General features: G+C 60.4%; 25 protein-coding genes. 13 read left to right on the top strand and 12 right to left on the bottom strand.

All coding sequences use genetic code 11. The annotated features are described in order from the left end of the window. Positions 1-42 precede the first annotated feature (42 nt). The gene (locus tag ACA043_RS22105) at positions 43-765 is read left to right on the top strand and encodes a response regulator (RefSeq protein ID WP_401271230.1); all 723 of its coding nucleotides are present in this window, start codon (positions 43-45) and stop codon (positions 763-765) included. Further along, entirely contained in the window at positions 762-2,372 is a 1,611-nt protein-coding gene (locus ACA043_RS22100; protein ID WP_187680893.1) for an ATP-binding protein, read from the top strand. The genes ACA043_RS22105 and ACA043_RS22100 overlap by 4 nt, the downstream gene beginning before the upstream one ends. A gap of 117 nt (positions 2,373-2,489) precedes the next feature. On the opposite strand, the gene ACA043_RS22095 is transcribed toward ACA043_RS22100, so the two are convergent. Then, positions 2,490-3,215, bottom strand: a complete 726-nt coding sequence (locus ACA043_RS22095; protein ID WP_497657929.1) for a 4'-phosphopantetheinyl transferase family protein — start codon at positions 3,213-3,215, stop codon at positions 2,490-2,492. A gap of 152 nt (positions 3,216-3,367) precedes the next feature. Further along, the gene (locus ACA043_RS22090; RefSeq protein ID WP_497657928.1) at positions 3,368-4,159 is read right to left on the bottom strand and encodes a dienelactone hydrolase family protein; all 792 of its coding nucleotides are present in this window, start codon (positions 4,157-4,159) and stop codon (positions 3,368-3,370) included. A gap of 143 nt (positions 4,160-4,302) precedes the next feature. Here ACA043_RS22090 and ACA043_RS22085 point away from each other — a divergent pair, with 143 nt between their 5' ends. The 3 genes from ACA043_RS22085 (at position 4,303) to ACA043_RS22075 (ending at position 7,079) form a co-directional block, all read left to right on the top strand. After that, entirely contained in the window at positions 4,303-4,908 is a 606-nt protein-coding gene (locus tag ACA043_RS22085; protein WP_401271223.1) for a hypothetical protein, read from the top strand. Between the two features lie 150 nt (positions 4,909-5,058). Beyond that, on the top strand, positions 5,059-5,736 hold the full coding sequence (locus ACA043_RS22080) for a response regulator (protein WP_497657927.1): 678 nt from the start codon (positions 5,059-5,061) through the stop codon (positions 5,734-5,736). Next, the gene (locus ACA043_RS22075; protein ID WP_497657926.1) at positions 5,733-7,079 is read left to right on the top strand and encodes an ATP-binding protein; all 1,347 of its coding nucleotides are present in this window, start codon (positions 5,733-5,735) and stop codon (positions 7,077-7,079) included. Before ACA043_RS22080 ends, ACA043_RS22075 begins: the two co-directional genes overlap by 4 nt. Before the next feature lie 893 nt (positions 7,080-7,972). On the opposite strand, the gene ACA043_RS22070 is transcribed toward ACA043_RS22075, so the two are convergent. Next, a complete protein-coding gene (locus tag ACA043_RS22070) occupies positions 7,973-8,971 on the bottom strand; it encodes an AraC family transcriptional regulator (RefSeq protein ID WP_489878962.1) in 999 nt (332 codons plus the stop codon). A gap of 352 nt (positions 8,972-9,323) precedes the next feature. Between ACA043_RS22070 and ACA043_RS22065 the strand changes: the two genes are divergently transcribed. Further along, positions 9,324-10,658, top strand: coding sequence for a dicarboxylate/amino acid:cation symporter (locus ACA043_RS22065; RefSeq protein WP_187680899.1), 1,335 nt, complete (start codon positions 9,324-9,326; stop codon positions 10,656-10,658). A gap of 145 nt (positions 10,659-10,803) precedes the next feature. Then, entirely contained in the window at positions 10,804-11,985 is a 1,182-nt protein-coding gene (locus tag ACA043_RS22060; protein ID WP_401271212.1) for a CaiB/BaiF CoA transferase family protein, read from the top strand. 109 nt (positions 11,986-12,094) lie between these two features. Here ACA043_RS22060 and ACA043_RS22055 read toward each other — a convergent pair whose 3' ends face one another. Both ACA043_RS22055 and ACA043_RS22050 read right to left on the bottom strand, forming a co-directional pair. Then, entirely contained in the window at positions 12,095-12,589 is a 495-nt protein-coding gene (locus ACA043_RS22055) for a SprT family zinc-dependent metalloprotease (RefSeq protein WP_025112945.1), read from the bottom strand. Between the two features lie 148 nt (positions 12,590-12,737). Next, positions 12,738-13,340: a Yip1 family protein gene (locus tag ACA043_RS22050; protein ID WP_007917515.1), complete on the bottom strand. Its 603-nt coding sequence runs from the start codon at positions 13,338-13,340 to the stop codon at positions 12,738-12,740. Between the two features lie 464 nt (positions 13,341-13,804). Between ACA043_RS22050 and ttcA the strand changes: the two genes are divergently transcribed. Then, the gene (ttcA, locus tag ACA043_RS22045; RefSeq protein ID WP_187680901.1) at positions 13,805-14,629 is read left to right on the top strand and encodes a tRNA 2-thiocytidine(32) synthetase TtcA; all 825 of its coding nucleotides are present in this window, start codon (positions 13,805-13,807) and stop codon (positions 14,627-14,629) included. A 67-nt stretch (positions 14,630-14,696) separates the two neighbouring features. Beyond that, complete coding sequence (locus ACA043_RS22040; protein ID WP_187680902.1) at positions 14,697-15,371, top strand: DNA-3-methyladenine glycosylase I; 675 nt, start codon at positions 14,697-14,699, stop codon at positions 15,369-15,371. 90 nt (positions 15,372-15,461) lie between these two features. Here the strand turns inward: ACA043_RS22040 and ACA043_RS22035 are convergent, their stop codons facing one another. Genes ACA043_RS22035 through arsC form a run of 3 tightly spaced genes read right to left on the bottom strand, consistent with a single transcriptional unit; the run spans position 15,462 to position 16,835 of the window. Continuing rightward, positions 15,462-15,887, bottom strand: coding sequence for a DUF2069 domain-containing protein (locus ACA043_RS22035; protein ID WP_497657925.1), 426 nt, complete (start codon positions 15,885-15,887; stop codon positions 15,462-15,464). Between the two features lies 1 nt (position 15,888). After that, entirely contained in the window at positions 15,889-16,485 is a 597-nt protein-coding gene (gene wrbA, locus ACA043_RS22030) for an NAD(P)H:quinone oxidoreductase (RefSeq protein ID WP_497657924.1), read from the bottom strand. Continuing rightward, positions 16,482-16,835, bottom strand: a complete 354-nt coding sequence (arsC, locus tag ACA043_RS22025; protein ID WP_401271205.1) for an arsenate reductase (glutaredoxin) — start codon at positions 16,833-16,835, stop codon at positions 16,482-16,484. Before arsC ends, wrbA begins: the two co-directional genes overlap by 4 nt. Positions 16,836-16,948: 113 nt before the next feature. On the opposite strand from arsC, the gene ACA043_RS22020 reads away from it, so the two are divergent. Beyond that, on the top strand, positions 16,949-17,416 hold the full coding sequence (locus ACA043_RS22020; protein ID WP_497657923.1) for a TlpA disulfide reductase family protein: 468 nt from the start codon (positions 16,949-16,951) through the stop codon (positions 17,414-17,416). A gap of 99 nt (positions 17,417-17,515) precedes the next feature. On the opposite strand, the gene ACA043_RS22015 is transcribed toward ACA043_RS22020, so the two are convergent. Further along, positions 17,516-17,920, bottom strand: coding sequence for an META domain-containing protein (locus tag ACA043_RS22015; RefSeq protein WP_187680907.1), 405 nt, complete (start codon positions 17,918-17,920; stop codon positions 17,516-17,518). Beyond that, positions 17,920-18,354 (bottom strand): hypothetical protein, encoded by a 435-nt coding sequence (locus tag ACA043_RS22010; protein WP_401271200.1) that lies wholly within the window; start codon positions 18,352-18,354, stop codon positions 17,920-17,922. The genes ACA043_RS22015 and ACA043_RS22010 overlap by 1 nt, the downstream gene beginning before the upstream one ends. 133 nt (positions 18,355-18,487) lie before the next feature. Between ACA043_RS22010 and ACA043_RS22005 the strand changes: the two genes are divergently transcribed. Next, positions 18,488-18,940: a hypothetical protein gene (locus ACA043_RS22005; protein ID WP_401271197.1), complete on the top strand. Its 453-nt coding sequence runs from the start codon at positions 18,488-18,490 to the stop codon at positions 18,938-18,940. A 3-nt stretch (positions 18,941-18,943) separates the two neighbouring features. On the opposite strand, the gene ACA043_RS22000 is transcribed toward ACA043_RS22005, so the two are convergent. Further along, positions 18,944-19,933 carry a 2-hydroxyacid dehydrogenase gene (locus tag ACA043_RS22000; RefSeq protein ID WP_497657922.1) on the bottom strand — a complete coding sequence of 330 codons (990 nt, stop codon included), beginning with the start codon at positions 19,931-19,933 and terminating at the stop codon, positions 18,944-18,946. A gap of 82 nt (positions 19,934-20,015) precedes the next feature. Next, positions 20,016-22,769 carry a response regulator gene (locus tag ACA043_RS21995; protein ID WP_497659671.1) on the bottom strand — a complete coding sequence of 918 codons (2,754 nt, stop codon included), beginning with the start codon at positions 22,767-22,769 and terminating at the stop codon, positions 20,016-20,018. 219 nt (positions 22,770-22,988) lie between these two features. On the opposite strand from ACA043_RS21995, the gene ACA043_RS21990 reads away from it, so the two are divergent. Both ACA043_RS21990 and ACA043_RS21985 read left to right on the top strand, forming a co-directional pair. Continuing rightward, positions 22,989-23,711: a response regulator transcription factor gene (locus tag ACA043_RS21990; protein WP_401271193.1), complete on the top strand. Its 723-nt coding sequence runs from the start codon at positions 22,989-22,991 to the stop codon at positions 23,709-23,711. Further along, complete coding sequence (locus ACA043_RS21985; RefSeq protein WP_497657921.1) at positions 23,698-25,164, top strand: sensor histidine kinase; 1,467 nt, start codon at positions 23,698-23,700, stop codon at positions 25,162-25,164. Before ACA043_RS21990 ends, ACA043_RS21985 begins: the two co-directional genes overlap by 14 nt. Positions 25,165-25,189: the final 25 nt, after the last annotated feature.

Here is a 25,189-nt window from a genome sequence, read left to right as displayed (position 1 = left end):
ATCCCTTCTTTTATTAGTAAACCTGGCAAGCAGAGGTCACCCGTGGAGCAACAAGCCTTTCAGGTATTGATAGTCGAGGACGATCAGCGTCTGGCCGAACTCACTCGCGACTACCTGCAAGCCAATGGATTGCGCGTCGGAATCGAAGGCAACGGTGCGCTGGCGGCGGCGCGGATTATCCAGGAACAGCCGGATCTGGTGATCCTTGATCTGATGCTGCCCGGTGAAGATGGTCTGAGCATTTGCCGCAAGGTGCGTGACCGTTATGACGGCCCCATCCTGATGCTCACCGCGCGCACCGATGACGCCGACCAGATCCAGGGGCTTGATCTCGGCGCCGACGATTACGTGTGCAAACCGGTGCGCCCACGGCTGTTGCTGGCGCGGATTCAGGCGTTGCTGCGACGCAGTGACACACCGGAGCCGAGCGCGGAAAAAAGCCGCCGTCTGCAATTCGGCCCGCTGGTGGTCGACAACGCCTTGCGCGAAGCCTGGTTGAGCGACAACGGCATCGAACTGACCAGCGCCGAGTTCGACCTGCTCTGGTTGCTGGTGTCCAATGCCGGGCGAATCCTCTCCCGCGAAGAAATCTTCACGGCGTTGCGCGGCATCGGCTACGACGGCCAGGACCGCTCGATCGATGTACGCATCTCGCGCATCCGCCCGAAAATCGGCGATGACCCTGACCATCCGCGCCTGATCAAGACCATCCGCAGCAAAGGCTATCTGTTCGTCCCTGAAGCCTGCGTAGACCTGACGTTGTGAACTCGATCTTCCTGCGCATCTACGGCGGCATGTGCGCCGCGCTGATTCTGGTGGCGGTGCTCGGCGTGCTGGCGCTGAACCTGCTCAACCAGGTGCGCAGCGAGCAATACCGCGAACGGCTGGCCCATGGCACGTTCTCGCTGATGGCCGACAACCTGCAACCGATGAACCAGACCGAGCGCCATCGTGCGCTGCTGGTGTGGGAGCGGTTGCTCGGGATTCCGCTGGCGCTGAAGAAGTTTGCCGAGACCGATCTCGACCTGACCCAGCGCACCCGCGTGCTGCGCGGTTCGGCGTTGGTGGAGCAGACCGGCCCGCACGCGGCGAAGGTTTACCGACTGGTCAGTGACAAAGAACAGTTGGTGCTCACGGGCGAGGTGCAGCAGATCAGTGAGCAATTGGCCCGCGCGACTATTTACCTGTTGGCCGATGAGCTGGTGCGCGTGCCAGTGGCCGAGCAGCCCAAGCGGTTGGCGCAGATAAAGGAAGACAAGGGCTTCGGTTTCGATCTGCGTCTGGTCACGGTGAACGACGCCGACATGGACGAAGACCAGAGCCGTCGCGTGGCCGAGGGCGACACGGTGATGGCGTTGGGCAAGGGTGGTGATTCGATCCGGGTGTTTGCCGGCATGGTCGGCACGCCGTGGGTGCTGGAAATCGGTCCGTTGTATCAGATGAATCCGTATCCACCGGAGTGGCTGGTGTTGATCGCTGCGCTTGGCCTCAGTTTGATCGGTCTGATCGTTTATCTATTGGTGCGCCAACTGGAGCGGCGCTTGCGCGGCCTCGAAGCGGCGGCCACGCGGATCGCCAAGGGCAGTCTGGAAACCCGCGTGCCGGCGCGCGGTGCCGACTCGGTCGGGCGGCTGGCTTCGGCGTTCAATGGCATGGCGGAGCACTTGCAGCAATTGCTGGCGATCCAGCGCGAACTGGTGCGCGCGGTGTCCCATGAGCTGCGCACGCCGGTGGCGCGGTTGCGTTTTGGCCTGGAGATGATCGGCTCGGCGACCACACCGCAAGCGCTGGAAAAGTACCGTGAAGGCATGGATCACGACATCGAAGACCTCGATAAGCTGGTCGATGAAATGCTCACTTATGCACGACTGGAGCAGGGTTCGCCGGCGCTGACATTCCAACGCATCGACCTTGATGCGCTGGTCAATCAAGTGATTGAAGAGTTGGCGCCGCTGCGTGCCGAGGTCACGGTGCAGCGCGGCTTGTGCCTGTCGGCCGCCGACAATGACGATGCCTGGGTCGAGGCCGAGCCGCGTTACCTGCACCGGGCGCTGCAGAATCTGGTGAGCAACGCCATGCGCCATGCAGGCTCGAAGGTCACGGTGAGTTATCAGGTCGGCCAGTTGCGTTGCCGGGTAGACGTCGAGGACGACGGGCCGGGTGTGCCGGAAGTGGCGTGGGAGCGGATTTTTACGCCGTTTCTACGGCTGGATGACAGCCGCACGCGGGCGTCAGGCGGGCATGGATTGGGCTTGTCGATTGTGCGACGGATCATCCATTGGCATGACGGCCGGGCGATCATTGGCAAGAGCAAAAGTCTGGGTGGGGCTTGTTTCAGTTTGAGTTGGCCGAGGAATCAGGAGCGCCGCTGAGCCCCGCAGTGGCTGGACGATAGCTTTCGCGAGCAGGCTCGCTCCCACAGGTGAAATGCATTCCAAATGTGGGAGCGAGCCTGCTCGCGAAGAGGGCTGCACAGGCGCCGAAAATCTTCAGGCTTTGATGCTGACCAGACTCAGCAACTGCCCATCCTGCACACCAAACTGCGCATCCAGCTCCGTCCCGTTGCGCCATTCACTCGACAGATCCGTCAACAGGCGCAACCGCACCTCACCCTGTTCAGTCCACTCCAGCACTTCGGCGTGCTCAAAGTAAAAGCGCTTCTGCACGATCGGGTACAGCGCCTTGAACAAACTCTCTTTCACCGAAAACGTCAGCGTCACCCACAGCGCCAACTGATCCCGCGAACCCGCCGCCATGCGTTGCATCTCCGGCGGCGTGAGGATTTCCCCGGCCAGTCGTTCGGCACGTTCGGTATTGAGCAGGTTTTCCAGATCCATACCCAGACCGCGCCAATGTTGCTTGTTGGCGACAATCGCCGCCGCGCGGCCGGTGCTGTGGGTGATCGAGCCGCAGATGTGCGCCGGCCATACCGGCGCGCGATCTTCGCCAATCGCCGGGATCGCCCCCTTGCCTTCCAATTGCTGCAACGCCGCACGGGCGCAGACTCGCCCGGCGAGAAACTCCGCCTGTCGCTTGGCCACGGATCGCTGAATACTCGGCGGCGGCTCGATGGCGCTGCGTTGGAAATCATCGCCGAGCAGTTGTGACGGATCGAAATGGGTGCTGAGCAGCACCGTGTCAGGCAACACCGTCGGCAACGGCCAGTGGGCATCGAACGGGGTGCAGCAGGCGGGGAGGGCAGGGGTGAGATTCATGGCGGGCATTTTGCCGGTTAGTCGAGACAAGGTCGAGATCAGCGGTGCGGCTTTCGCGAGCAGGCTCGCTCCCACACTGGATCAATGTCGCACAGAAGATCCTATGTGGGAGCGAGCCTGCTCGCGAAGGCCGCGCCTCGGTTTCTACAGACTCAACCAAATATCTTCTGAAAGAACGCCTTCATATCCGCCCAGGATTTTTCATCGGCTGCCTTGTTGTAGCCGATATCCGGGCCACCGTGCTCACCATGACCCAAGCGATCCGCATCCGGATTGGTAAAACCATGCTTGGCCCCATCCAGGCTGACGAACTTGTAGTCCGCCCCGGCCTTGTCCATTTCGGCTTTGAACGCGCTGACGTTTGCGGGTGTGACCATGCTGTCCAGTGCGCCATGCTCCACCAGAATCTTCGCCTTCACACTGCCGGGCGTGGCCGGTGTCTTGGTCGCCAGTGCGCCGTGGAAACTCACCACGCCCGCCAGTGGCTCCCCCTGTCGCGCGGCATTCAGCACCACGGCGCCGCCGAAGCAATAACCGATGGCGGCGAGTTTGTTCACGTCGGTCTGCGGTTGTTTCTTCAGCAGGTTCAGCCCGGCCTCGAAGCGCTTGCTGGAGGCGGCCGCGTCCTGCGTCGCCGCCTGCATGAACGCCATCGCATCTTTCGGGTGCTCGGTGTTCTTGCCCTCGCCGTACATATCAATCGCCAATGCGCTGTAGCCGAGTTCGGCCAGATCCCGCGCGCGGCGCTTGGCGTAGTCGTTCAGGCCCCACCATTCGTGCACCACAACGACTCCCGGGCGCTTGCCTTTGATAGCGTCGTCGTAGGCGTAGTAGCCGATCAGCTTGGTGCCGTCGGCACTCTGGTAGGGGATTTCTTCGGTCTTGATCGCCGCCTGGGTGAGGCTGCTGACGGCCAGCAAGGTGAGGGCGAGGAACAGGCGCATGGTCGTTGTCCTTATCGAAAAGTGGTCAGAACAGCCTAGTCGATTTGGTTCAGGTCAGGTTCAGAGAGCGTTCAGGGTCGGTACAGGGGAGGGTCAGTAACCTTGCGCCATACCCAAACAGCACTGTGAAAGAGGAAATACCCATGACTCGTTTAAACAAACTGCTGCTGGCAATGACCGTTATGAGCGCCAGTATCGCGGCCCAGGCCGACACCACTTCGAACTTCGCCGGCCTGACCTTCGGCCAGACCAGCAACAAAATCGACAAATCCCATGCTCTGAACAACAACCTCGATCACCCTAACGCCACTGGCGCGATCGACGGCAACAACACCTACGGCGTACGCCTCGGTCAGCAAAACTCGCAAGGTCGCTACTACGCCACCTACGACAACGTGTCCGGTTCGCACAATGGCATTAAACTGCGCCAGGAAAACCTGCTGGGCAGCTACGATCTGTTCTACCCGGTGGGCAGTACCACCAAACTGTTCGGCGGTGCGACGGCCGGTCTGACCAAACTGACCCAGGAGTCGCCAGGCTATAGCCGCGACAGTGACATCGGTTACGCCGTCGGCGGCCAGTTCGGTGTGTTGCAGCAAGTATCGCAAAACACCTCGGTGGAACTCGGTTACCGTTACCTGATGAGCAACGCGAGCACCGAGATGAGCGAACGCGGTGGCAGCAAGCAAGGCTCGCTGGATCTGAACAGCAGCGCGCAGACTTACCTGTCGGCCAACTACAATTTCTAAGGAGTTGCCGCCAAATTCAATGTGGGAGCGAGCCTGCTCGCGAAGCGATGTGTCAGTCGACATCTTCATTGACTGACTCACCGCTTTCGCGAGCAGGCTCGCTCCCACAGATGTGTAGTCGGAGATGTTTGATTTGCCCGGGAGAGCAATATGAAACTGTTGGTCGTCGAAGATGAAGCGCTGTTGCGCCATCACCTGCAAACCCGTCTGACGGAGAGCGGTCACGTGGTCGAGTCCGTGGCCAATGCCGAGGAGGCGCTGTATCAGACCGGACAGTTCAACTTTGACCTGGCGGTGATCGATCTCGGCCTGCCGGGCATGGGCGGCCTCGACCTGATCCGTCAGCTGCGTTCGGGCGGCAAGACCTTCCCGATCCTGATCCTCACCGCGCGCGGCAACTGGCAGGACAAGGTCGAAGGTCTGGCTGCCGGCGCCGACGATTACGTGGTCAAACCGTTCCAGTTCGAAGAACTCGACGCGCGCCTGAATGCCTTGCTGCGTCGCTCCAGCGGCTTCACCCAGTCGACCATCGTCGCCGGCCCTCTGTTGCTCGATCTCAATCGCAAGCAAGCGAGCCTCGACGAGCAACCGCTGGCGCTGACCGCCTACGAATACCGCATTCTTGAATACCTGATGCGTCATCACCAGCAGGTGGTGCCCAAGGATCGCCTGATGGAACAACTCTATCCGGATGACGACGAGCGCGATCCGAACGTGATCGAAGTGCTGGTCGGCCGCTTGCGCCGCAAACTCGAAGGCCCCGCAGGGTTCAAGCCGATCGACACCGTGCGTGGCCTCGGCTACCTGTTCAATGAGAGCTGCACTTGATTCGTTCCCTTCGCGTCCGTTTGATGCTCGCCGCCACTACGTTGGCGGTGTTGTTCATGCTCGCCTTGCTGCCGGCGATGCAGGGCGCGTTCAGCCTCGCGTTGCAGGACTCGATCGAGCAACGTCTGGCGTCGGACGTCACCACGCTGATCTCTGCCGCGCGTATTGAAAACGGCAAACTGGTCATGCCTTCGCAGTTGCCGGATGAGCGTTTCAACCTCACCGACTTCCGTCTGCTGGGTTACATCTACGACCGCGAAGGTCATCTGGTCTGGCGCTCGAAAGCCACTCAGGAAGAGCAGATCAACTACAAGCCGCGCTACGACGGGCTCGGTAATGAGTTCGCGCGGATTCGCGAGAGCAACGGTCAGGAATTCTTCGTTTACGACGTTGAAGTGAAACTGCTCGGCGGTAAGAGCGCGGCATTCAGCATCGTCGCCCTGCAACCGGTGCGCGAGTACGAAACCACCCTCGAAGGCCTGCGCGAGAATCTGTATCTGGGCTTTGGCGCAGCCTTGCTTGTGCTGTTGGCGCTGCTGTGGATCGGCTTGACCTGGGGCTTGAAGGCCTTGCGCCAACTCAGCCAGGAACTCGACGAAATCGAGGGCGGCACCCGCGAAAGCCTCACGGAAAAACACCCGCGCGAATTGCTGCGTCTGACTGGCTCGCTCAACCGCTTGCTGCTCAGTGAGCGCCAGCAGCGCAGCCGTTATCGCGACTCTCTCGACGACTTGGCCCATAGCCTGAAAACGCCGTTGGCGGTGTTGCAGGGTGTCAGTGAGGACATGGCTCAGCGGCCCAAAGACATCGATCAGGCGTGGGTGCTGCAAAGTCAGATCGAACGGATGAGTCAGCAGATCAGTTATCAGCTGCAACGGGCGAGTTTGCGTAAAAGCGGTTTGGTGCGACATCAGGTGCGGCTGCGTCCGGTGCTGCAAAGCCTGTGCGATACGCTGGACAAGGTGTATCGCGACAAGCGTGTGCAGGTGGCGTTTGATCTGCCGGAGCATTGTTATGTGCCGATCGAGCAGGGTGCCTTGTTGGAGATGATGGGGAATTTGCTGGAGAACGCTTATCGGCTGTGTCTTGGGGAAGTGCGCATTAGTGTGCGTGAGACGCTCGCCGGGGTTGAGTTGTGTGTTGAGGATGATGGGCCGGGGGTGCCGCCGGATCAGCGGGCGCGGATTCTTGAGCGCGGTGAGCGTTTGGATCGGCAGCATCCGGGGCAGGGGATTGGGTTGGCGGTGGTCAAGGACATCATCGAAAGCTATAACGCCAAGCTGACCTTGGGCGATTCACCGATGGGCGGGGCTGCGTTTCGGATTCATTTTCCGGCTGTGTGATTTGGTTTTGGGTGTATATCCGTTGCTGCGGGTGTTGCTGATTAGGGTTCCGCCCTTACGGCGGGTCACTTTTGGCAAACGCCCCAAAAGTAACCAAAAGGTCTGTGCCCTGACGTTCGGCCCCTCGCTGAGGCTCGGGGTTCCTTCGTTCCGGGATTGATCCGGGGGCATCGCCTCCGGTTTGCTTCGCTGCACCTCCTCTCGATGTGTTCGACTTCGTCGAACGGTCGCTGCGCTCCCACCCCCGGATCAATCCCTCCACTCAGCCTACCGACGGGCGCTTTAGGATCAAAAGCGGTACTCGAGCTAACGCTCATTGTGATGAGTGGTGCGGCTTTGCCGCTTGGGTTGTACGCAGTTAAAACTGTAGGAGCCAGCCTGACAGCCGACCAATCTCTGGCAGGTGCACCCATTCCAATTGTAGGAGCTGCCGAAGGCTGCGATCTTTTGATCTGTTTTGGCTTTGGCTTTGGCTTTGGCTTTGGCTTTTGATCTTGCTCTTGATCTTGCTCTTGCTCTTCAGCCCATCGGCAGGCCGAGCGTAGGTGTTCATCCGGGGGGTAGGCGCGCAGCGCCGTGTGGCGAAGCCGCATACATCGAGAGGAGGTGCAGCGCAGCAAACCGGAGGCGATGCCCCCGGATGGACACCGTAGCGAGGGAACACTGAGCCTCAGCGAAGTGCCGTACGTCAGGGGGCAGCCTTTTTGGTTACTTTTTCGGCGTCTGGAAAAAGTGACCCGCCGTAAGGGCGGAACCCTAATCAGCAACACCCGCAGCAACGGATATACACCCAAATCCAACCCCAACCCCAACCCCAACCCCAAAAAATCCCAGACAAACAAAACCACCTCAGGAATCTACGGCGATTCAGAGGGCGGGATCTTTAAGCCGCCTCACTGCTCCTGCGCCCGATAAGCCCCCGGCGTCAGCCCCGTCCACTTCTTGAACGCCCGGTGAAACGCCGACGGTTCGGAAAACCCCAACTGCTCGGCAATCTGTTGCAACGACAGATCCGCCCGCCCCAAATGATAGATGGCGATATCCCGCCGCAGTTGATCCTTCAGCTCCTGAAAACTGGTGCCTTCGTCACGCAAGTGCCGGCGCAGGGTCTGTGGGCTGATGTGCAGATGAGCGGCCACCGCTTCCAGATCCGGCCAGCGCGCACTGTCGCGGCTGAGCAAGCGGCGCAGGCGACTGCTGAGGCTGTCGCCATCATCCGGGCGTGACAGCAAGTCAGCGGGGGAGCGTTCGAGGAAGTGTTTGAGAGTGCGTTCGTCCTGCAAAAGTGGCATGTGCAAGTAGCGGCTGTGGAACAGCAGGCTGCTTTGCTGCGCTGAAAATTCCAGAGGGCAGGGGAATAGCAGATCGTATTCAGCGCCATGCGCAGGTTTTGCATAGCTGAAGGTTGCCTGCTCCAGACGGATTCGCTGGCCGATCAGCCAACTGCCGAGGCGGTGCCAGATCACCAGCAGGCTTTCGCTGAGAAAGTGATCCGGGTCCCATAACTGCGAATCGTCGAGGCTCAGGCGCACCCATTCGTCTTCGCGGGTGAGGCTCAAGCGGGGGGCTTCGGGGAATAGGCTATAAAACATTAAGCCGCGTTGCAGGGCCTTCTCCAGATTGCGGCAGTGAATCGAGGCATGGCACATCATTGCGAAGCTGCCGGGTTTGCTCGGTGCCTTGCCAAAACCGAGGTATTCGTCGTCCAGCGCCAGCCACAGGCCCTGGATCAACCGGGTGAACTGCTCCGGGGCGATGCGCGCACGAGGCTCATCGAGCAATTCAGGGCTGATTCCCAGGTGCTGCAACAGGCCCGCGTAGTCGAACCCCAGGCGGCGTGCGCCACCGAGGGCGGCACGGGCGAAATGACTGGCAATGGTGCGTTCGCGCATAAGCGGCAAATCCTTCCTCAAGCGCCGGATGGTAGCCGTGGGTGGCATGGGCAACAAGGCGGATTTCCGCCAAATTGTAGGACGAGACTCGGTGAGTTGGCGGAAATCCGCCATACGTGGGTAACCGGACGGTGACACAAATGAACCTGTAGTACCTGATATCAAAAGGCTGGCAGTGAATTGCACCAATGTGGCACGAGGTTTGCGATAAGAGCGACAGAAGCGTGCGTTTATCCCTCAGGAGAAAGCGCCGTTCCAACAACAAATCCCTCCAGTGCAGGAGGGTTCGCAATTTAAGGTTTCGCGGACAACAGATGGATGTTGCCCCGTGGGACTCTTGAGGAAATTTGCAATGACGACTCGTCAGCCACTCTACAAATCCCTGTACTTCCAGGTGATCGTTGCAATCGCCATCGGCATTCTGCTCGGTCACTTCTACCCACAGACCGGTGTGGCCCTCAAGCCGCTGGGTGACGGGTTCATCAAACTGATCAAAATGGTCATCGCCCCGATCATTTTCTGTACCGTTGTCAGCGGCATCGCCGGCATGCAGAACATGAAATCGGTGGGCAAGACTGGCGGCTACGCGCTGCTGTACTTCGAAATCGTTTCCACCATCGCCTTGCTGATCGGTCTGGTCGTGGTCAACGTCGTGCAACCGGGCGCCGGCATGCACATCGACGTGACCACCCTGGACGCTTCGAAAATCGCCACTTATGTGACGGCCAGTAAAGACCAGAGCATTGTCGGCTTCCTGCTTAACGTGATCCCGAACACCATTGTCGGTGCATTCGCCACGGGCGATATCCTGCAAGTGCTGATGTTCTCGGTGATCTTCGGTTATGCCTTGCATCGCCTGGGCTCCTACGGCCGACCGCTGCTGGACATGATCGATCGCTTCGCCCACGTGATGTTCAACATCATCAACATGATCATGAAACTGGCGCCACTCGGTGCGTTCGGTGCCATGGCGTTCACCATCGGTGCCTACGGTGTCGGCTCGCTGGTGCAGTTGGGTCAGTTGATGATCTGCTTCTACATCACCTGCGTGCTGTTCGTGGTGGTGGTGCTGGGCGCGATCTGCCGCGCGCACGGTTTCAGTGTTTTGAAACTGATTCGCTACATCCGCGAAGAGCTGCTGATCGTACTGGGCACTTCGTCCTCTGAATCGGCACTGCCGCGCATGCTGATCAAGATGGAGCGTCTGGGTGCGAAGAAATCGGTAGTCGGTCTGGTGATTCCGACCGGTTACTCGTTCAACCTCGACGGTACCTCGATCTACCTGACCATGGCGGCTGTGTTTATCGCTCAGGCGACCGACACCCAAATGGACATCACTCACCAGATCACCCTGCTGCTGGTGCTGCTGCTGTCCTCCAAAGGCGCTGCCGGTGTGACCGGTTCGGGCTTCATCGTGCTGGCGGCCACTCTGTCGGCCGTAGGTCACTTGCCGGTGGCCGGTCTGGCGCTGATCCTGGGTATCGACCGCTTCATGTCCGAAGCCCGCGCGCTGACCAACCTGGTGGGTAACGCCGTTGCGACCATCGTTGTTGCCAAGTGGGTGAAAGAGCTGGACACCGATGTACTGCAAGCCGAACTGGCTTCTGGCGGTCGCGGTATCTCTGATGAGCGTGAAGAAGACGACCTGGGTGTGGCTGAAGGCCCAACCCCGAGCAATGTGAAGTAAGCATCGCTTGAAAGAAAAAACCCGCTTCGGCGGGTTTTTTCTTGCCCGGGATTTGAGCGCAACGGTCACTGCGCCTGATGGATCCGGTGATTGCTGTAAGCGCCATCGCTGCCTAGGCTGGGTGCATCGCACAAGGAGTTCGCCCATGTCCGCACCGCTGGCCTCACTCAAGATTCTGGATTTCTCGACCCTGTTGCCGGGGCCGTTCGCCTCGCTGCTGTTGGCGGACATGGGCGCCGAGGTGCTGCGCATCGAATCGCCGACGCGCCTGGATCTGCTGCGGGTGTTGCCGCCACATGATCAGGGAATGTCGGCCAGTCACGCGTATCTCAACCGCAACAAGCGCAGTCTGGCGCTGGATCTGAAACAGCCCGAAGCACTTGAAGTGGTCAAGCAACTGCTCGCCGATTACGACATCGTCCTGGAGCAGTTTCGCCCCGGCGTGATGGAGCGCCTGGGCCTGGGTTATGAGGCTCTGAAAGCAATCAACCCGAAGCTGATTTACGTGTCGATCACCGGTTACGGCCAGACCGGCCCGTACAAGGATCGCGCCGGTCACGACATCAATTATCTGGCGCTGGCCGGGCTTGCCAGCTACACCGGCCGGGCTGACAGCGGGCCGCTGCCACTGGGCATGCAGGTGGCGGATGTCGCTGGCGGTTCGCTGCACGGGGTGATCGGCTTGCTGGCGGCGGTGATTGCTCGCCAGCAGAGCGGGCAGGGCACGCATCTGGATGTGAGCATGACTGATTGCGCGTTCAGCCTGAACGCCATGGCCGGCGCCGGGTATCTGGCCTGTGGTGAGGAGCCGGGCTGGGAAGACCAGATGCTCAATGGCGGCAGCTTTTATGACTACTACCGATCTCGCGATGGGCGCTGGATGTCGGTGGGCAGTCTTGAGCCGGGATTCATGCAGCCATTGTGTGCGGCGCTGGGCCGGCCTGAGTTGGCGGCGCAAGGCTTGTCACCCAAACCGGAGCAACAGCAGGCGCTGAAGGAGGCGTTGAAGGTCGAGTTCGAGAAGCATGACTTTGCAGAGCTGTGTACGTTGTTTGCCGGGATTGATGCGTGTGTCGAGCCGGTGTTGAGTCTGAGCGAGGCAGTAAAACATCCGCAATTGCAGGCGCGGGAGCTGGTGACGCAGGTGCCGCGGGGTGATGGGACGATGCAGGCGCAGATTGCTTGTCCGTTGAAGTTTTCCGAGGATTTGCCTGCTCCCCGGCATGTCGGGGCGGGGTTGGGGCAGCATACGGATCAGGTGTTGGGGGAGCTGGGGTTTAGTGCTGAGCGGATTGCCGAACTGCGCCGAGCCAAGGTCATTCTCTAGTGTCTGTACCTGCCCTTTCGCGAGCAGGCTCGCTCCCACAGGTGACTGAATTCCAGGGTGGGAGCGAGCCTGCTCGCGAAGAGGTCAATGTGAAGGACACAAACCTCAATTATTCGACCCGCATCTCACCACTGAACACCAAGGTATTCCGGCAGCGGCGACACAAATACCGCCGCCCCTGCCTGACCAGGCTATGGCGCTGCGCCGAAAACGGGAAATCACTGTCCGCGCATGGGCACTTGTAGATGTAGCGCGTCACGCTGCGGCGTTTGATTGCGTAGGTGTGGCAGCGATCCGGCGGCAGTTCGTAAACGCCGCGCATGATCAGTTGCCACTCCTCGCCGTGGGGCTGGATGCGGTCGCCGAACAACTGATGGGCGATCAGGTGCGCGACTTCGTGGGCCACGGTCTGCTTGAGGAAGTGTTCGGTGTTTTCCCGGTACAGCTGCGGGTTGAAGCGCAGCAGGTTCTCGTGCAGATGCGCGACCCCGGCTTTTTGCCCGCGCAGCTTGAGACTCACCACAGGGCGTTGGAAATGACGTTTGAAAAAGGATTCAGCGAGTTGGTAACAGTCTTCGACGCGGGTATTGAGTTGCTCGGGCATGCTTGATGGATCTCCAGAGGCGTCGAGTATGCCGCAACCCTCGGGACTTGCGAATCGCTGAACTGCCGAATGGTCATCCTCCACACGAGAAGGCCGCCTTGCGGCGGCCTGTATTGGCAGATCTTGTTTTTCTCGGTGAGTCATTGCGCTAGTTGGTATAGACGGGCCCCACGCCCAGTCCCCAGACGATCACGGTGAACGCCATGATGGCCACCAGCACCACCAGACCCACCGCCAGCACTGAGCTGGAAAACAGAAAGCCTTCATCTGACGGAATATTCATGAAGGTCGGCAACCCGACATACAGTAGATACACCGTGTAGCAGATGGCGGCCGTGCCGACGATCATCCCCAGCCACATGTGCGGATATAGCGCTGCCAGCCCGCCGACAAACAACGGTGTCGCGGTGTAAGTGGCAAACGCCACGCAACGGGCCAGGCTCGGGTTGGCGTCATAAGTGCGGGCCATCCAGTGCACAAAGGCGCCCATGACCGCGACACCGCCGAGCATTGCCAGGTACGACATGACCGTCATCCAGATGGCGCTTTCAACGGTGAGCATGACCGGCGCGCGGTTGCCGATCACCCAACCGACCTGCGTGGTGCCGATGAAGGCCGACACGGCCGGGATTGCCGCCAGAATCAGCGTGTGCGTCAGATACATGTGGCTGATGCTTTCCTCTTGGTCGCCACGGATTTCCTTCCATTCCTGATCGGGGTGGGTAAAAAGTCCCACTACGTGATGGATCATGCCAGTCACTCCTCTTGTTATTGCCGTCGCCCCCCAGCGGAGCGCTTTCGGGCCAATGAGGCCGAGCAAATTCAGGTCTTCAGATGTATGCGACCTTATGTCGCAGTATAGAAAGGTCTTAACCGCACAGGCACTAGGGGCTTAGAGCAAATCGCGCTGTAAACGCTGGGCTTAATCGCCGCAGGGTCTTGGCATCAGCTCTGTTTTATCTTTGAAATGCATTTGTGGTGAGGGGATTTATCCCCGATGGGGTGCGGAGGAGCCCTAAAACCTCAGAACTCTATTTTCCCGATACTTCCCGTTGGATGGCTTGACGACTGCTGCGCAGCCGATCGGGGATAAATCCCCTCGCCACAGACGGTAATGCAGACCTCGGAAGAATGGGACAGACCCGCGGCCCTTCGCCCCCACGACGTTTTTGCGTAAAATGCCCGCCTTTCGTCACACCTCACGGATTTCGCGTCATGGGCACTCTTACGGTCAACCAGAACAAACTGCAAAAGCGCCTGCGCCGCCTGGCCGGCGAAGCTGTTGCCGACTTCAACATGATCGAAGACGGCGACAAGGTCATGGTCTGCCTGTCCGGGGGCAAGGACAGCTACACCATGCTCGACGTGCTGATGCACCTGCAGAAGGTTGCACCGATCAAGTTCGAGATCGTCGCCGTGAACATGGACCAGAAGCAGCCGGGCTTCCCCGAGCACGTGCTGCCGGCCTACCTCAAAACGCTGGGCATCGAGTACCACATCGTCGAGAAAGACACCTACTCGGTGGTCAAGGAGCTGATTCCGGAAGGCAAGACCACGTGCTCGCTGTGCTCGCGTCTGCGTCGCGGCACGCTGTACACCTTTGCCGACGAAATCGGCGCGACCAAAATGGCCCTCGGTCATCATCGCGACGACATCGTCGAGACGTTCTTCCTCAACATGTTCTTCAACGGCAGCCTCAAGGCGATGCCGCCGAAGCTGCGCGCCGATGATGGCCGCAACGTGGTGATCCGTCCGCTGGCGTACTGCAACGAGAAAGACATTCAGGCTTACTCGGACTTGAAGGAATTCCCGATCATCCCGTGCAACCTCTGCGGCTCGCAGGAAAACCTGCAGCGTCAGGTGGTCAAGGAAATGCTCCAGGACTGGGACCGCAAGACCCCGGGCCGTACCGAAAGCATCTTCCGCAGCCTGCAGAACGTGGTGCCGTCGCAACTGGCCGACCGCAACCTGTTCGACTTCACCAGCCTCAAGATCGACGAAACCGCGGCGTCGCGCTTCGTCAATGTCGTGAACCTCTGACGGTTTCGGCAGCTCTGACTTACGGCGCTTGCGGGCGCCGTTTTTATTTTCATTTCAAGGAGAGGGCATGCGCGATTACAAGTGGCTGCACGAATACTGTCTGAACCGCTTTGGTTCAGCGGCTGAACTGGAAGCCCATCTGCCCGTTCCCAAGACCCCGGCACAACTGCGCAGGATCAGCGACGACCGTTACCTCTCGACCATGGCCCTGCGTGTGTTTCGCGCCGGGCTCAAGCACAGTCTGGTGGACGCCAAGTGGCCGGCCTTCGAAGAAGTGTTCTTCAAGTTCGATCCGGAAAAAGTCGTACTGATGAGTGCCGAACATCTTGAGCGGCTGATGCAGGATGCGCGGATTATTCGTCACCTGGGCAAGCTCAAGAGTGTGCCGCGCAATGCGCAGTTCATTCTGGATGTGGAGAAAGAGAAGGGCAGTTTCGGCGCGTTGATCGCCGACTGGCCGGTGACCGATATCGTCGGCCTGTGGACATACCTGAAAAAGCACGGCCATCAATTGGGCGGGCTGTCGGCGCCACGGTTTTTGCGCATGGTCGGCAAGGATACGTTTGTACCGAGCTACGACGTGGTCGCTGCACTGAATGCGCAGAAGATCGTCGACAAGGCGCCGACCAGTCTGCGCGATCTGGCGATTGTGCAGAACGTGTTCAACCAGTGGCATGAGGAGAGTGGCGGGCGGCCGATGAGCCAGATTTCGATGATGCTGGCCTACACCGTCAATCACTGAGATCGCGTCGCCCCATTCGCGAGCAGGCTCGCTCCCACAGGGGGAATACATTTCAAATGTGGGAGCGAGCCTGCTCGCGAAGGCGTCAGATCAGGTGGCGCTGATCTCGCCTTCACCCGCCAACTTGCGATTCAACTGGTACCGCCACCGCACATACAGCAGTGCCGAGCAGAACACCGCCAAACTCGCGAGCATCTCCAGCACACCAAACCAGTGTCGGTTCGGGTCATACGCCGCCAGTGCGCCTTTGATGAAGTACAGATTCACCACAAAACACATCCACGAATGACCGCGGGCACTGCCCATGATCATCGCCGGGGCGAGGACGAGCCACGGGATCAGTTCGACCAGCAGAATCACCCACGGTCGCGCGCCATGCAGGTCGGCGAATATCAGGTAGTAAGCGGCGAGCAATCCGGCCAGGGCAAAAAAGCTCAGCAGGCTGAGCACCCGCATCGCTTTTACCCGCGGCTCAAGCCACTCGACGGAGGGCAGGACTTTCGGCTTCTTCGCCACGTCAGCCCTCCAGTTTCTGTGCAGTCTTGGCCAGACGCAGGCCAAGCGCTCGGCACAGCGCCACTTCGTGCTGATCGAGACCGCTTTTGCCATCCGCCCCGGCGTGATGGCTGGCACCGTAAGGCGTACCGCCGCCCTGGGTTTCCAGCAGCGCCGACTCACTGTAAGGCAGGCCGGTGATCAGCATGCCGTGGTGCAGCAGCGGCAGCATCATCGATAGCAGGGTGGTTTCCTGGCCGCCATGCAGGCTGGCGGTGGAGGTGAACACCCCGGCCGGTTTGCCGACCAGCGCCCCGGTCAGCCACAGGTTGCTGGTGCCGTCGAGGAAGTATTTGAGCGGCGCGGCCATGTTGCCGAAGCGGGTCGGACTGCCCAGCGCCAGACCGGCGCAGTTTTTCAGATCATCGAGAGTGGCGTAGAGCGCGCCTTCGTCCGGTATGTCCGGGGACACCGCTTCGCACTCGGTGGAGATCGCCGGCACGGTGCGCAGACGCGCTTCCATGCCTGCCTGCTCAACGCCGCGAGCGATCTGCCGCGCCATCTCGTTGGTCGAGCCGTTGCGGCTGTAACACAGAACGAGAATGTACGGCGCGCTCACGGCAGCAACTCCAGGATCTGCTCAGGTGGACGGCCAATGACGGCTCTGTCGCCGACTTCAAGAATCGGACGCTCCATCAGCTTGGGATGGGCCGCGATCGCTTCGACCAATTGTTTCTCGGTGAGACTGGCGTCTGCCAGGTTCAGGGTTTTGTATTCATCTTCCCCGGTGCGCAGCAGTTGTCGCGCAGTGATCCCGAGTTTGCCAAGCAGGGCCTTGATTTGCGCGGCATCCAGCGGGGTTTCGAGGTAGCGCACGACGGTCGGGGTCAGGCCGCGGGCTTCAAGCAGTTCCAGTGCGCCGCGGGATTTCGAGCAGCGCGGATTGTGATAAAGCGTCAGATCGGTCATGGCGGGTCGCTTCTGGCGTAAAGTGGCGGCTATTCTAACTGTGCAGCGCGCAATCCAGAACCTTCAGAGGCGATAGGTCGCAGGCGCATTCAAATTTTCACAAGGAACACGACATGACACGGCGATTGGCAGCAGCATTGACGATAATCGGGGCGTTGATGCTGGGGGGCTGCGGCAACGACTATGGCATTGACCAGAACGGTCAGAAGGTTGCGTCCGAGCGCCTCGACAAACAATGGGTGGTGCTCAATTACTGGGCTGAATGGTGTGGACCGTGCCGGACCGAGATCCCGGAACTCAATCATCTGGCCGATGAGCTCAAGAGCAAAAACGTCGGTGTGTTCGGGGTCAACTTCGACAACGTGCAGGGTGAAGAACTGAAGAGCGCCAGCGAGAAACTGGGCATCAAGTTCACCGTGCTGGCGCAGGATCCGGCAGAGTTGTTCGACTTGCCGCGCAGTGAGGCCTTGCCGGTGACGTACATCATCGACAACAAGGGCAAGGTGCGGGAACAGTTGTTGGGCGAGCAGACGGCGGCGGGAGTGATGGCGAAGCTAGAGGCGTTGCAGTCGATCCAGTAGGCCATGAAAAAAAGATCGCAGCCTTCGGCAGTTCCTACATGGATTGAGTACACCTTGTAGGCGCTGTCGAAGGCTGCGATCTTTTTTGTGGCTGAATGATCAACCCTCTTCCAGCCACCACCGCAAAGGCTTGCCTTGGGCCGGCCAGAAGCGCATCTGCTCGATCGGCGAGATGTCCCAGCGCTGCACGCCTTCCAGCGCTTGCAGGAAGCGTTCTTCCTGCTCCATCAACGCCGGCGCGCACAGCTTGCGAGTCTTGCCGATTTTGCCGAAAGTCAGCTTGTCGCCATCCAGCGTGTACGGCGCGAACCAATGGTTGCAGCCGCCGTTGCCGTAGGCGCGACCATCATCGCCGAGGGTCACGGTCAGATGGCTGTAATCCATCAATGGCCGCTCGCCGATCCACTCCAGAATGTAGCTGCGGTTCTGTTGCAGTTGCACAGGCTCTGCGGCGCAACCCGCCAGGCCAACACCGACCAGAACGGTCAGGGCAAGGCGTTTCATCACGCAGGCTCCTGGCATTTCGGGCACAGGTGCTTGTCGCCAACGGCTTTCCAGCCCAGCTCGGCGATACGCGCAGTGGCGGCCGGTTTTTCTGCGTTTTTACCCAGTTTGGCGTCCACGGCGAATTCAAAGCTGAGCTCTTTGGCGCAGCTGTCGCAGTTGACCTGCCAGGTATGAATGGCCAGTTCGCCGAACACCGGGCCTGTGGTCATCGCGGTCCATTGGCCCGGCGGATTGATCAGGTGGCGGACGGTTTCGACGGTCAGGCGCATGGACAAGTCCTTGCTGCCTTTGAGGGTGACCAACAGGGCGTCACCGATGCGGATCGAGCCACCGTTGCCGGTGACCTGATAGCGGCCCGGAACGAGGGCGCGGCATTCGGTGAGGGTGTGTTGCGGGTTCATCAGGTTGTAGCGGAAATCGTGTTCGACCATGGGTCCTCCAAATATGCGCGACATGCTAGCACGGGCCACGTTGCAGAATGATGTGCGCTTGCGACCTTCGATCCGGTTCAAATCGACCGGCGCACATGGCAAACTGCCGCCCTCGACTCTGAAGGAACGGAACATGGCGCTGATCGAATGTTATGAATGCAAGCGGAGCATCAGCTCCGAAGCCCAAGCGTGTATTCATTGTGGAGCTCCGATGGCGGAGCAGCCGGCCCACGCACAAGCGCAGGCAGCAGCGGCACCGGCTCAGGCGTCGACGATTTCCTTCGGCAGTCTGCCGCGCAACCGGGCTGTGCCCGAGGCGGTTGTCCCTCACGCGCCAGAGCCTTTACCGAAAGTCATGCCGGCCGCAGCGGGGCGTCGGCGTCGGCAACAGGCCGAAACGGTTGCGCCGCAAATCAATGAGGATGGCAGCCGTCCGGTGGAAGGCTGGCTGAAGATCATGGTGTTTCTGCTGCCGATGGTGTTCGTCTGGTTCCTGCTGCGCAGTGGTCACTCGGCGAAGCAGCGTTTGTTCGGCTTCGGCTGGCTGGCGCTATTGATTCTGGCGTCCTCGCTGTCGCCGAAATAAGCGTCAACCCTCGACTTGGTTCTGCGGCGACCCCGCCGCCCAGGTCGCGATGTTGTGCAGGGTGGTCGCGGCAATCGCGCCCAGCGCCTCGTGGGTCAGAAAGGCCTGGTGCGCGGTGATGATCACGTTGGGAAAGGTCAGCAAACGCGCCAGCACGTCGTCCTGCAATGGCAGGTCGGAACGATCCTCGAAAAACAGCTGCGCCTCTTCTTCATACACATCCAGCCCCAGATAGCCGAGCTGACCGTCCTTCAACGCGTCGATCAGTGCCGGCGTATCGACCAGTCCGCCGCGACCGGTGTTAATGAGCATGGCACCCGCTTGCAGGTGCGCCAGTGAATCGCGGTTGATCAGGTGTTTGCTCTGCGCGTTGAGCGGGCAGTGCAGGCTGATGATTCGCGACTGCGCGAGCAATTCCGGCAGGCTCAGATAACGCGCGCCCAATGCCAGAACGTCGGGATTCGGATACGGGTCGTATGCCAGCAACTCACAGCCGAAACCGTGCATGATTTTCGCGAATGTGGCGCCGATCTGCCCGGTGCCGACGATGCCGACAGTTTTGCCCACCAGATCGAAACCGGTCAGCCCGTGCAGCGTGAAATCGCCCTCACGGGTGCGGTTGTAGGCGCGGTGCAAGCGACGGTTGAGGGCGAGAATCAGCGCGACAGCATGTTCGGCAACGGCATGGGGTGAGTAAGCCGGGACACGCACCACGGCCAGTCCCAGGCGTTTCGCGGCGAGCAGATCGACATGGTTGTAACCGGCCGAACGCAAGGCGATCAATCGCGTGCCGCCGGCGGCCAGACGTTCCAGCACCGTAGCACTGAGGTCGTCATTGATAAAGGCGCAGACCACTTCGTGTTGGTCGGCCAGTGCCGCGGTGTCGAGACTGAGCCGGGCCGATTGAAAGTGCAGTTCGATACTGGCAGGGCAATCGGCGCCGAGGAAACTGTCTCGGTCGTAGGCCTGGCTACTGAAAACGATCGTACGCATGACATCCTCCTGGAACATGGACTCGGGTGGCATCACCCGAGTCCACTGTAGCCGGATCGGCGTTGGCCGGCATTGCGCTGGGTCAGGCGCTGATCTTCGCCTGCGCGGCGAGGCGGTTGATTGCCCGCTCCAGCTCATCCAGCGCTGTCGACGCTTTCGGATCTTCCTGTTTGAGCAGGGTTTCACTGCGCTGACAGGCCGCACGCAATTGCGGCACGCCGCAGTAACGCGTGGCGCCGTGCAAGCGATGCACACGTTCAATCAGGGCATTCTGGTCGTGGCTGTCGCGGGCGCTGCGAATGGCTTCGCGGTCGGCTTCCAGCGAAGCCAGCAACATCGCCAGCATGTCTGCTGCCAGATCCGCTTTACCGGCAGCCAGACGCAAGCCTTCCTCGTGATCGAGCACCGGCAATTCGTTGCTGCCCGCCGCGCTGTCGCTGACCCGCTCCGGTGCCTGATTGCGCAGGGCCAGGCCGGTCCACTTCAGCACCACTTGCGCCAGTTGCCGCTCGCTGATCGGTTTGGTCAGGTAGTCGTCCATGCCGCTTTGCAGCAGCGCACGTTTTTCGTTGGCCATGGCGTGGGCGGTGAGGGCGACGATCGGCAGCGGCGTGCAATGCCGCTCGCTCTCCCACTGGCGGATGGTTTCGGTACTCTGGCGGCCGTCCATGCCCGGCATCTGCACATCCATCAGCACCAGATCGAAGGACTCGGTCTGCACAGCTTTCACCGCCGCATATCCGCTTTCCACGGCAAGCACTTTGGCGCCCATGTCTTCGAGCAGGGTCTGCACCAGCAAAAGGTTGGCCGGGTTGTCGTCGACGCAAAGCACTCGCGGCGCGCGACTCGACAGGGGTTCGCCGGGTTCGTTGCGTGGTTGGCGCGGGTTGGCCAGATCCGACAGCGCGCGGCGCAGTTTGCGCGTGCAGGCCGGTTTGGCCTGCAACTGGCTGTGGGGATTGGGTACCGACAAATGGAACAGCGTCTGCTCGGTGGTCGGGCACAGCACCAGCACTTTGCAGCCGAGGTGTTCGAGATCCCAGATGTGCTGGTTCAGGCGCTCCGGCAACATGTCGTTGCTGGTGATGCCGATGACCGCCAGATCAATCGCCTGATCGGTCTGGTGCGCGCCAGTGACGCCATTGGTCAGGGTTTCCAGTGTATTGAACGGCGTGACAATGAGGCCACAGTCTTCCAACTGATGCTGCAAGGCCTGACGTGCCAGTTCGTGGTTTTCCAGTACCGCCACCCGACGTCCGAGCAGTGGCGCCGAAGGCAGGTCTTCGGCGTCGTCGCGGGTTTTCGGCAGGCTCAGGCTGATCCAGAATTCCGAGCCTTCGCCCGGCGTGCTGTCGACGCCGATCTCGCCGCCCATCTGTTCGATCAGACGCTTGGAAATCACCAGCCCCAGACCGGTGCCGCCGGGCTGGCGCGACAACGAGTTGTCGGCCTGACTGAAGGCCTGAAACAACGCACGCACGTCCTGATTCGACAGGCCAATGCCGGTGTCCTGAATGCTGATGCGCAGTTGCACGCTGTCTTCGTGTTCTTCTTCGAGCATCGCCCGGGCAACGATAGTGCCTTCGCGGGTGAACTTGATCGCGTTGCTGACCAGGTTGGTGAGGATCTGCTTCAAGCGCAGCGGGTCACCGACCAGCGACAGCGGCGTATCGCGATAGACCAGACTGACCAGCTCAAGCTGCTTGGCGTGAGCGGCGGGGGCGAGAATGGTCAAGGTGTCTTGCAGCAAGTCGCGCAGGTTGAACGGGATGTGGTCGAGCACCAGTTTGCCGGCTTCGATTTTCGAGAAGTCGAGGATCTCGTTGATGATCCCGAGCAGGCTGTCGGCGGACTTTTCAATGGTGCCGAGATAGTCGAGCTGGCGCGGGGTCAGTTCGCTTTTTTGCAACAGATGGGTGAAGCCGAGAATGCCATTGAGCGGCGTGCGGATCTCGTGGCTCATGTTGGCGAGGAACTCGGATTTGATCCGGCTCGCCTCCAGCGCCTCTTTGCGGGCCAGATCCAGCTCGATGTTCTGGATTTCGATGGTTTCCAGATTCTGGCGCACATCTTCGGTGGCCTGATCGACGCTGTGCTGCAATTCTTCGCGGGCGTTCTGCAAGGTACCGGCCATGCGGTTGATGCCCGATGCCAGTTCATCCAGCTCCTGACTGCCGAGCGGCGGCAGGCGGGTTTCCAGATGACCGTCCTTTAATTGCGCGACGGCCTGCTTGATCTGGCCCAGCGGCCGATTGATCGTGCGGCCCATGCGCAACGCGAGCAGCGCGGCACCGGCCAGGCCTGCGGCGATCAGCAACAGGCTTGCGAACAGGCTGCGATAACCGCGCAGCAGCATGCCGTTGTGCGACAGCTCCAGTTCGACCCAGCCGAGCAGGCGGTCTGACTCTTCGGGGATCAGTTCGCCGGCGAGGTTGCGATGCTTGCCGAAGACCGGCATCAGATAACGGGTCGCGTCATTGCCGCTGCGCCGTTGCAGGTGCGCGCTGTCACCGCTTGGCGCCTGATTGAGCATGGTCGGGCCGGCGTGGGCCAGCGGCGTGCGATCCGGCGCAAGGAAAGTCACCGCGCGCATGTCCGGTTGTTCGAGGGACTGGGTGGCAATGCGCTCAAGCAGTTCGCTGTTGCCATGGCCCATCGCGGGCGCCACCAGCGGCGCCAGTTGCTCGGCGATCATCTCGCCGCGCTGCATCAATTGGCTCTGCAAGTCGGCCTGCTGCGTCCAGGTGAAATAACCACCCAGCACCAGCGCCATCAGGCTGGTCGGCAACAAGGTCAGCAACAACACGCGACCTTTGATTCCCAGTTTCTTGAGCACGCCTATCTCCTGCATCCCGCTGATCTGTTGACTCATGCGTGCATCCGGCACGCGACATGGGCGCAGTGTAGCGATTTGCTCGCAGGCAATCTCCGGAAAAATGGTGACGTTGTCGGTCCTTGTGCAGACGCGCGTTCGTCCGGCCGCTCAACCATGAGTTGCCCGATGCCTGGCAATCTTGAATAATCGCGCTCAACTGAGAATGACTTGCAGATACTCATGACTCCTGTTTCCGTTGGCCAGCCACGCATACTTTCCATTGAGGACGATCCGATCCTCGGTGCCTATGTTCACGAACATCTGGGCCGCAGCGGCTTTCAGGTGACCTGGTGCCAGAACGGTCAGGAAGGCTTGAGCATCGCCAAACGCCAGCCTTTCGACGTGGTGTTGATGGATATTCTGCTGCCGGGCCTGGACGGTCTGAACGTACTGACGCAATTGCGGCAGAGCCATTCGACGCCGGTGCTGCTGATGTCGGCGCTCGGTGCCGAGGCGGATCGCATCAGCGGTTTTCGTTTGGGCGCCGACGATTATTTGCCCAAGCCGTTCAGCATGGCCGAGCTGCATGTGCGCATCGAAGCGATCCTGCGCCGGGTGGCACTCGACCGCCGCCCGGCTGCCATTGCCGTGCCAGTGGCGACAGGCACACTGCATTTCGACGATGAGCAATGCGACGTGTTTTTCCGTGAGCAAGCGGCCGGCCTGACCCGCAGCGAATACCGTCTGCTGGAAACCCTCAATCGCAACGATGAAGAAGTGCTGAGCAAGGCCTTCCTTTATCAGCACGTCCTGCAACGCGGTTATGCGGCCCATGATCGCAGTCTCGACATGCACATCAGCCAGATCCGCCGCAAACTCAAGGCCATTGGTTACACCGAGCGCGAGGTGCGCACGGTGTGGGGCAAGGGTTACGTGCTGAGTGGCGCTGATGAAAGTGTCTGAATTGCCCGGGCGCCATTCGCTGTTCTGGAAACTCGCCTGTCTGCTGGTGGCGTTCTGTCTGCTGATGATCTGGCTGAGCTGGTCGTGGGGCCGGTATATGGAGGAGCGCAACCAGTTCCTCTCCGATGAAGCTCGCGGCACCCTCACACGTTATGCCGCTGAAGCCGAGCGGGCGTGGCAGCGCGGTCAGCGTGACGGCGTCGATAGCTGGTTGCAGAGCATGGAATTGCGCGAGGCTGCTTGGGTCGGTGTGATTGGCGGTAATTTGCAGTCGCTGAGCAATGAGCCGCTGAACGAGCAGGAAGTCCAGCGCCTGACTTTTTTGCGTGGGCTCGATTGGCCGATTCACAAACAAGGTCGGCCATGGCTGCGTATCCCGTTTCCCGAGGAACCGGCCGCCGGCAGTCTGGTGATCGAATTGCCCGAGCGCTTCTTGCCGGGCAAGTATCGAGTGTTCTGGCGGGTGATTACCAACGGCGTGATTCCCGGTCTATTCACCCTGTTGCTGTGCGTCGGCTTGTATCGCTTGCTGGTGGTGCCGCTGAACAACTTGCGTGAGCAGGCCAACGCCTGGCGCGCCGATCAACTGAATGTGCGCTTGTCGAGTGGCATCACTCAGCGACCGGACGAACTCGGTGAACTGGCCCGGGCGTTCGACTCGATGTCCGAACGCCTGCAAAGCACCGTCGCGCTGCAGCAGCAATTGCTGCGCGACCTCTCCCATGAACTGCGCACGCCACTGAGCCGATTGCGCGTGGCCAGTGAAAGTGAGCAGGGGCTTGTGCAATTGCGCGAGCGCATCGGTCGCGAGGTCGACGGCATGCAACGGTTGGTCGAGGACACCCTGCAACTGGCCTGGCTCGACACCGACCGCTCGCCACTCCCCGATGAAGCAATCCAGATTCAGGCCCTGTGGGAAATGCTCACCGAAAACGCCTGCTACGAAAGCGGTTGGCCGAGTTTGCAATTGCAGTGCGCGGTCGACTCGTCGTGCTGGGTGCGCGGTAATCTCAACACCCTGGCGCAGGCGCTGGAGAACATTGTGCGCAATGCCATTCGTCATTCGCCTGAGGGCGGGATCGTGCGGCTGGATGGACGGCGGGAGGGCGATTACTGGCATCTGTGGCTGGAAGATCAGGGCGGCGGGGTGGCTGACGGGGATCTTGAGCGGATCTTCTCGCCATTCACTCGACTGGACGGCTCGCGGCCGGGGGATGGCGGGTTCGGGTTGGGATTGAGCATTGCCCGCAATGCGGTGCAGCGCCAGGGCGGGATGTTGTGGGCGGACAACAGCGGGGCGGGGTTGCGGCTCAATCTGCGACTGCTTGCTGATGACAGCGCTGTCAGTCCCGACACCATCGCTGGCTTGCCAGCGATGAGGCCAGTCGCATCGCCTCAACTCAAAAGTCTCACCGCTGGTGAGACTTTTGCTGCTTATTCCCATAAACCATAAGCACCGCACTTTGCGTGATATGGCC

The organism is Pseudomonas sp. LBUM1648, assembly GCF_059716145.1.
The sequence above is the reverse complement of the archived record's forward strand: the minus strand, read 5'-3'. Positions and strand labels throughout refer to the sequence as shown.

Coding starts and splice junctions, on each gene's coding strand:
- ACA043_RS22070 (WP_489878962.1), bottom strand. CDS start 8,971: ATGCGCGAACGCACCATTGCCAGTCATTTCGCCCGTGCCGCCCTCGGT.
- ACA043_RS22065 (WP_187680899.1), top strand. CDS start 9,324: ATGACGACTCGTCAGCCACTCTACAAATCCCTGTACTTCCAGGTGATC.
- ACA043_RS21990 (WP_401271193.1), top strand. CDS start 22,989: ATGACTCCTGTTTCCGTTGGCCAGCCACGCATACTTTCCATTGAGGAC.
- ttcA (WP_187680901.1), top strand. CDS start 13,805: ATGGGCACTCTTACGGTCAACCAGAACAAACTGCAAAAGCGCCTGCGC.
- ACA043_RS22095 (WP_497657929.1), bottom strand. CDS start 3,215: ATGAATCTCACCCCTGCCCTCCCCGCCTGCTGCACCCCGTTCGATGCC.
- ACA043_RS22055 (WP_025112945.1), bottom strand. CDS start 12,589: ATGCCCGAGCAACTCAATACCCGCGTCGAAGACTGTTACCAACTCGCT.
- ACA043_RS22020 (WP_497657923.1), top strand. CDS start 16,949: ATGACACGGCGATTGGCAGCAGCATTGACGATAATCGGGGCGTTGATG.
- ACA043_RS22010 (WP_401271200.1), bottom strand. CDS start 18,354: ATGGTCGAACACGATTTCCGCTACAACCTGATGAACCCGCAACACACC.
- ACA043_RS22090 (WP_497657928.1), bottom strand. CDS start 4,159: ATGCGCCTGTTCCTCGCCCTCACCTTGCTGGCCGTCAGCAGCCTCACC.
- ACA043_RS22015 (WP_187680907.1), bottom strand. CDS start 17,920: ATGAAACGCCTTGCCCTGACCGTTCTGGTCGGTGTTGGCCTGGCGGGT.
- ACA043_RS22000 (WP_497657922.1), bottom strand. CDS start 19,933: ATGCGTACGATCGTTTTCAGTAGCCAGGCCTACGACCGAGACAGTTTC.
- ACA043_RS22080 (WP_497657927.1), top strand. CDS start 5,059: ATGAAACTGTTGGTCGTCGAAGATGAAGCGCTGTTGCGCCATCACCTG.
- ACA043_RS22060 (WP_401271212.1), top strand. CDS start 10,804: ATGTCCGCACCGCTGGCCTCACTCAAGATTCTGGATTTCTCGACCCTG.
- ACA043_RS21985 (WP_497657921.1), top strand. CDS start 23,698: ATGAAAGTGTCTGAATTGCCCGGGCGCCATTCGCTGTTCTGGAAACTC.
- ACA043_RS22005 (WP_401271197.1), top strand. CDS start 18,488: ATGGCGCTGATCGAATGTTATGAATGCAAGCGGAGCATCAGCTCCGAA.
- ACA043_RS22085 (WP_401271223.1), top strand. CDS start 4,303: ATGACTCGTTTAAACAAACTGCTGCTGGCAATGACCGTTATGAGCGCC.
- ACA043_RS22040 (WP_187680902.1), top strand. CDS start 14,697: ATGCGCGATTACAAGTGGCTGCACGAATACTGTCTGAACCGCTTTGGT.
- ACA043_RS22050 (WP_007917515.1), bottom strand. CDS start 13,340: ATGATCCATCACGTAGTGGGACTTTTTACCCACCCCGATCAGGAATGG.
- arsC (WP_401271205.1), bottom strand. CDS start 16,835: ATGACCGATCTGACGCTTTATCACAATCCGCGCTGCTCGAAATCCCGC.